The 6,241-nt window shown below is 40.0% G+C and carries 2 protein-coding genes; both read right to left on the minus strand.

What is annotated here, in order from left to right:
• Positions 1 to 2: 2 nt before the first annotated feature.
• Positions 3 to 4,565: a non-ribosomal peptide synthetase gene (locus N9I19_RS12945; protein ID WP_317778006.1), complete on the minus strand. Its 4,563-nt coding sequence runs from the start codon at positions 4,563 to 4,565 to the stop codon at positions 3 to 5.
• Between the two features lie 28 nt (positions 4,566 to 4,593).
• Positions 4,594 to 5,823, minus strand: coding sequence for an MFS transporter (locus tag N9I19_RS12950; RefSeq protein WP_411730432.1), 1,230 nt, complete (start codon positions 5,821 to 5,823; stop codon positions 4,594 to 4,596).
• Between the last annotated feature and the right edge of the window lie 418 nt (positions 5,824 to 6,241).

Consider the following 6,241-nt stretch of genomic DNA (forward strand, 5'->3'; position numbering starts at 1 on the left):
CGTTACACCCTCTTCTTTGTTAATTTAAGTAATACTTTACTCAAGCTTTCTTCCGTCAGAGCCTCTGCATCAGCAAAGTCAGATACCGTAAAAGCAGACTCTGCAGCTGGTGGATTTATCAGCAATCGAAGCTGATTTAACATGCCCTTTGCCATCTCTTGAATTGTCAATCTAGAAAACTGTTCTCTACTGTACATCCAAACAAAATGTAGCTTTTCATCTTTTACCATAGCGACAACATCAATCGGGTGAGATGGTTTCGATTCTGGAGCATGGTCTAAGCGTGTAAATCCTGTCTCCTGCATGAACAAGGATTCTTTGGAAAACACTTGATCCAATTGTCCCAAATAATTAAAGCTTATCGATGGTTTTTGCTGCTGATAGAACGGAAGCAATTCTCTGTTCAAGTAACGTAAAATACCATAATCAACACCATGATTCGGAATTCGACGCAATTGATCTTTCACAGCTTTTAATCCCTCAATAGGTGTCGTTGTTCCCTGAAGATCAAAGTGAACCGGGTAAATACTCGTGAACCAACCCACTGTCCGCGATAGATCAACACCTTCGATCATCTCTTCTCTCCCATGTCCTTCCATGTGAACAGAAAGCTTATGCTGATTTGTACTGTCGGCTATAGCTTGTACTAATGCCGTCAATAATACCTCATTGATCCGAGTCTTATAAGTCGCAGGAACTTCATGTAACAACGCGTGGGTCTCATCTGCTCCCAACGTCATCGTCACTTGATCAGTCGATGCTTCTGTCGTTTCCTGTATAGGATGGTCCATCGGAATCGTCATCACTTGTTTTGCTACGTGTTCATGCCAATAATCTAGTACTTCTTTTGAAATATCTGACTCACTGTATGCCTGTAGTCGTTCCGACCATTCTTTAAAGGATGTACTTTTCGCAGGTAACCGAACCTTCTTACCTTGTTTCAACTGGTTGTATACTGCCTGTAAATCTTCCAATAGAATTCGCCATGATACCCCATCTACTACTAAATGATGAATCGTCCAGAATAATCGATCGTTCCCATTCGAACCACCATCGAAGTACACTATTCTCATCAACGGACCTTTAAGTAAATTGAAACTGGCTTGAGTGATATCCATCTCATCTTGAATCACTTGATTCCACCCTTGTTGATCAGCATCGTTCCGCTTTATCACACGAAGTACAGACTGTTCATCGATCCCCTCATTTCTCTGCTTCCAGGTTCCATTGAGCAACTGTCCATATCGGAAACGTAAGGCGTCATGATGTTTGAGTAAGTATAATAGGGCTTCCTCTAGTAACTCCACATTCAATCTCTCTCTTACTCTCAAAAGCATCGACTGATTCCAATGTTGTGGATGCGGATGTTCTTGCTCGAAGAACCAGTACTGAATCGGAGTGAGCGGTACCTCTCCCATCACAGCACCCTGCTCCGCTTGTACTCCCTGATCATCTTCTTTGACTACTTGTACCAACTCGGCAATCGTTTGGTGTTCAAACATTTGCTTAGGTGTAAGTTTTAAGCCCAATTGATTCGCTAGTGATATGATCTGAATGCTGAGGATCGAGTCTCCACCAACTTCAAAGAAGTTATCATGGATTCCCACCTTTTTAATCCCTAATACTTGCTCCCAAATGGTAGCCAGTGTTTCTTCTTTAGCATTCCGGGGGGCAACACATTCACTTTTGATTTCCCTCTCCTCTGGTACAGGTAAGGCCTCACGATCAACTTTACCGTTCGCAGTTAGTGGAATGGCTTCGATCATCACAAATTCTGAAGGAACCATATAGCTTGGTAGTTCCGCCTTGAGATACTCTCTATATGCACCTACATTTCCATCACCCACGACATATGCCACTAATCGTTTATCACCTGGCTGATCTTCTCGAACGATCACAACAGCCTCGTTTATGGTTGCATGCGCGTTTAAAGCAGATTCAATTTCCCCGAGTTCAATTCGGAAACCACGGATCTTCACCTGGTGATCAATCCTCCCAAGATAATCCAGACTTCCATCCGGCAAGTATCTCGCTAAGTCTCCTGACCGATATAATCGCGCTCCCGGGTCACTACTGAATAGATGAGGAATGAAACGTTCTGCTGTCAATTCGGGTCTGTTTAAATACCCACGTGCGAGTCCTGCTCCGCCAATATATAGTTCGCCAGCTACGCCAAAAGGCACAGGCTGTTGACAAGCGTCTAGCACATACACTTCTAAATCTGGAATCCGCTTTCCGATATTACTTTTTGAAGAATGCTGCACATCATCTTGAGTAATTGGATAATAAGTAACATGAACGGTAGTTTCTGTAATTCCATACATATTGATTAGCTGTGGCTTCTGCTCTCCATATCTTTGAAACCATGGTAGCAAGCTGGTAGGATCGAGTGCTTCCCCACCAAATATGACATAGCGCAGATGCAAGTTTTTATTCTCATCTTCTTGTTCACACACCTGTATCAATTGTCGAAATGCGGATGGTGTCTGATTAAGAACCGTAACCTCTTCCTCTAATAACAGTTGATAGAAATCCTTGGGCGATCGACTGATCCAGTAAGGAACAACGACCAATCTTCCACCATAGAGCAATGCCCCCCAAACTTCCCATACCGAGAAGTCAAACGCATAAGAATGGAATAGCGTCCAAGTATCTTTTTCATCAAACTGATACCAGCATTCCGTTGATTTAAATAAACGAATTACATTGTGATGCTCTACCATAACTCCCTTCGGATTCCCTGTTGACCCTGAAGTATAAATCACGTAAGCGAGATGTTGGGGACTGACATCAGAAATCGGTAAAGCAGTACCTTCTTTCTCAATCTCAAATTGATCTCGATCAAGACAAATCGATTTGATATTCTCTGGTAACCATTTCGATCCTTTTAAACTTTCTTGCATTACGACCAACTGAATGCCAGCGTCCTCTAAAATATACCGAAGTCGCTGCTCTGGATATGTTGGATCGAGTGGAACATAAGCTCCACCAGCCTTCAGAATCCCCAAAATACCTACAACCATGTCAGGAGAACGCTCAACACAAAGTCCAACCAACGAATCGGGTCCTACTCCTTTTTTCTGCAGATAGTGAGCTAATTGATTCGCACGTTCATTAAGCTCCCTATAAGTAAGCCTCTCCTTTTCATACATAACTGCAATGGCATTGGGATGAATCATCGCTTGCTGCTCAAACAACTCATGAATGGTTGCTTGAGGTGGAAAGTCAAGCTTAGGATCATTGAACTCTACTAAACTTTTTCTTTTATCCTCCTCTGAAAGGATTTCGATCTCAGCAACCTTCTGCTTCGGATTTTTATATATGTTTTCCATTAATGCTAGCATGGTTTTAAAAAAGCGAGTTATCTCTTCTTTGGAAAATAATTCTTCACGATAATCAATATGTACTTGCAAAGAGTCTATATCAGTCAAGTTTTCGAGATGCACTGCAAAATCTTGCACTTCTTCACGATTTGGAATCCAAAGAGAGTCACCACTTTCACCACGCTCTCTATAATCGATCGTAGTTCCAAAAAGTCGAACACTATTGTTATTCTCTTGATTCATCTGCTTTAATAACAAATCAAATGGATATTTCTGATGTCGTAAGGCTTTACGTTGTTTTCTCGACACTCGACCAATAAATGAGAGTGCTTCTTCCTCAGGATCGATATCCATTCTCAGAGGAACTGTACTCACCATCATTCCAATTAATTCCCGCTCCATTTTAGTCATACGATTGCCATAAGCCATTCCCAAGGCAATATCAAGCGACGAAGTCCATCGATACATCGATAACGAAAGCGCAGCAACAAAAAGAGTATATATGCTAAATCCGGAATGGTCAGAAAATTCCTCTACCTTTTTCTTCGAATGTTCCGATAATATAAACGACTCACGTGATGCTCTCGTACTAACTTGGTAAGCATTATAGGGTTTCAATCCCGTCACCGATGGAAGTGTTTTGAATTCCTCTAACCAGAAGCTTTGATCTTTTTGAAAACGACTGCTGTTCAAGTACGTCTGTTCATCGACTAGAAACTGAACATATGAGCTCTTAGGGATGCTCACATCTTTCTCACTATGAAACTCATGATAATATTTAGCAATCTGTCTAGTCCAAATTTGGATTGATAAACCATCCATGATAATGTGATGAACATTGCCAAAGACGGCACACTCATTATCGCTTATTTTTATTAAAGCAAAATAGTATAAATCAGAATCAAATAACGTAAACGTTTCTTGCGCCTTCTGCTCAATCCATTTTTCCAGCAAATCCGGATCTCTCTCGGAACTGAAGTCGAAGAAGTCAAATTCTCGTTCTTGATGTTTAACAAAATATTGCTCAGGTTCCTGGTGCCTATTTTCTTTCAGCCTGATACGCAGACCATCATGTTCACTGATGACACGATTCACGGCACGATTTAATATCGAATAATTCATTTTTCGATTGATCTTGAACAAGAATTTTAGATTACATATTCCTTTACCTGAATAAATAACTTCTGTATACCATATTCTCCTCTGTGGATGACTAAAAGGGTAACACTCCTCATTGGACATACAAGATCCTCCCTTCGATTATTTACACTTATGTGTTCGTGTTTACCCAAAAATATTTTTGTAATAAAACCCCAATTACTCCAATGATGATGAGCCCAATACCCACATAAAAATAGAGTTGGGTTACTCCGAAAAAGTGAACCAGTGGTCCGCTCATAGCAGGAGAAATGATGAGGACTGCATTTGTTAAACTGCTTTGAATCCCAAATACTCTTCCGACCTGTTCTTGATGGGATTCTTTTTGCAGAATGACTTGATTGGTCACAAGCATAAGTCCACTTCCAATACCAGCGATAAAACTAATCAGATAGCCAAAAATGAGGGATGTACTGGGGCTTATCAGAGCAATCCCACCAAAGCCAATTCCCATTAAAGCAATGCCTCCACATACTGCCCAACCATATTGAAAATGTTTTAATTTCTGAGTTACGAATGCGCCAATTATTCCCCCAAGACCAATAATAGAAATGAAGTATCCCATTTTACTCTTATCATTTGGGAACAAACTCTTAAATAAAGTAGGGAACTGTGAGTCCACTAATTGTAAAACTGCCATAGCTATTGTAACGAAAATCATGGTTGATAAAATTATCCGATTGGATAATACATAACCCCAACCTTGTAACCAAGCAGTCCAAGTACTTTGCTGTTGCTTTTCAAAATGTTCTCTTGACAGAGATTCCTTTAACCTTATTGTGGGTAACAGAACTAAAGCAGCTAGAAAACAGCATATTGCCCTTATAATTAGACAAAACTCTGGCTGAAACCAGCTCAGTAACATTCCTCCTATAAGTGGACCCACTATCTTGGTTCCTTGCTCAACTATCCCATTGATACTTACCGCTTTGGTAAGCAGATCAGGGGAAACAATCTGTCGTGTTAGTGTTTGCTGTGCAGGAAAATAGAAAACGGTAAAAATGGAACGAATCATTAATGCTAACAAAAGCCAATAAATATTTTGGACAAATAAAAGAACAATTGTTAATAGACCAACCATTAGGTTACAAAACATCATAATTGGAATTTTTCTAAAGCGATCAGCCATCACACCTGCCCATGAACTAAATAAAATTCCAGGAAGTGCATACGCAACAGGAATCAATCCAATCATGGTAGGGTCTACTTCCCATTCAAAAGCAACAATGGTCATAATGGCTAACATGTCAATAAATACTCCGAGCATAAGCAGTGAATACGCAGAGAAAACTTGTAAATAAATTGTATTTCCCCATAGACTTTTTGAGTCGGTAGGTTTCATGAAGACGAGCTCCTTAAGTTTTTACAATAGTTTGGTCACCCAATCTGCACCCCTCTTTTCCAGGATTATCTAGATTTTCCATCTAACATAATATCATACAAAATTTCCCCCTACTACAAAAAAAGTAAAAATTACAATTATATACTTATATCCCTATTACGCATTTAAAGCGATTTAATGATGAAGTTATACACAAAAGAAAAGATAATCGTCTTTAAATCACAATCTCGGCGACTCACTTCCCTTCACACTTTTCCAGGCCCTAAACGCTATTAATCATGTTAGAATAAAATCCGAATACAATACACACTCATAAAGAAAGAGACTCACTTCAATTGAAATGGTATTATCCCCTACAGGTAGACAGAGTAAAAAAGAGAGCATGATAAAATGTTCTTAACAGTCTATCTGGGAGGGG

Origin of the sequence: Peribacillus sp. CSMR9, assembly GCF_033141925.1 — a bacterium.
GTDB classification, from domain to species: Bacteria; Bacillota; Bacilli; order Bacillales; family DSM-1321; genus Peribacillus; species Peribacillus simplex_A.

What these genes read in the sequence shown, in the direction of transcription:
- N9I19_RS12945 (WP_317778006.1), bottom strand. Translation starts at nt 4,565, where the DNA reads ATGTCCAATGAGGAGTGTTACCCTTTTAGTCATCCACAGAGGAGAATA.
- N9I19_RS12950 (WP_411730432.1), bottom strand. Translation starts at nt 5,823, where the DNA reads ATGAAACCTACCGACTCAAAAAGTCTATGGGGAAATACAATTTATTTA.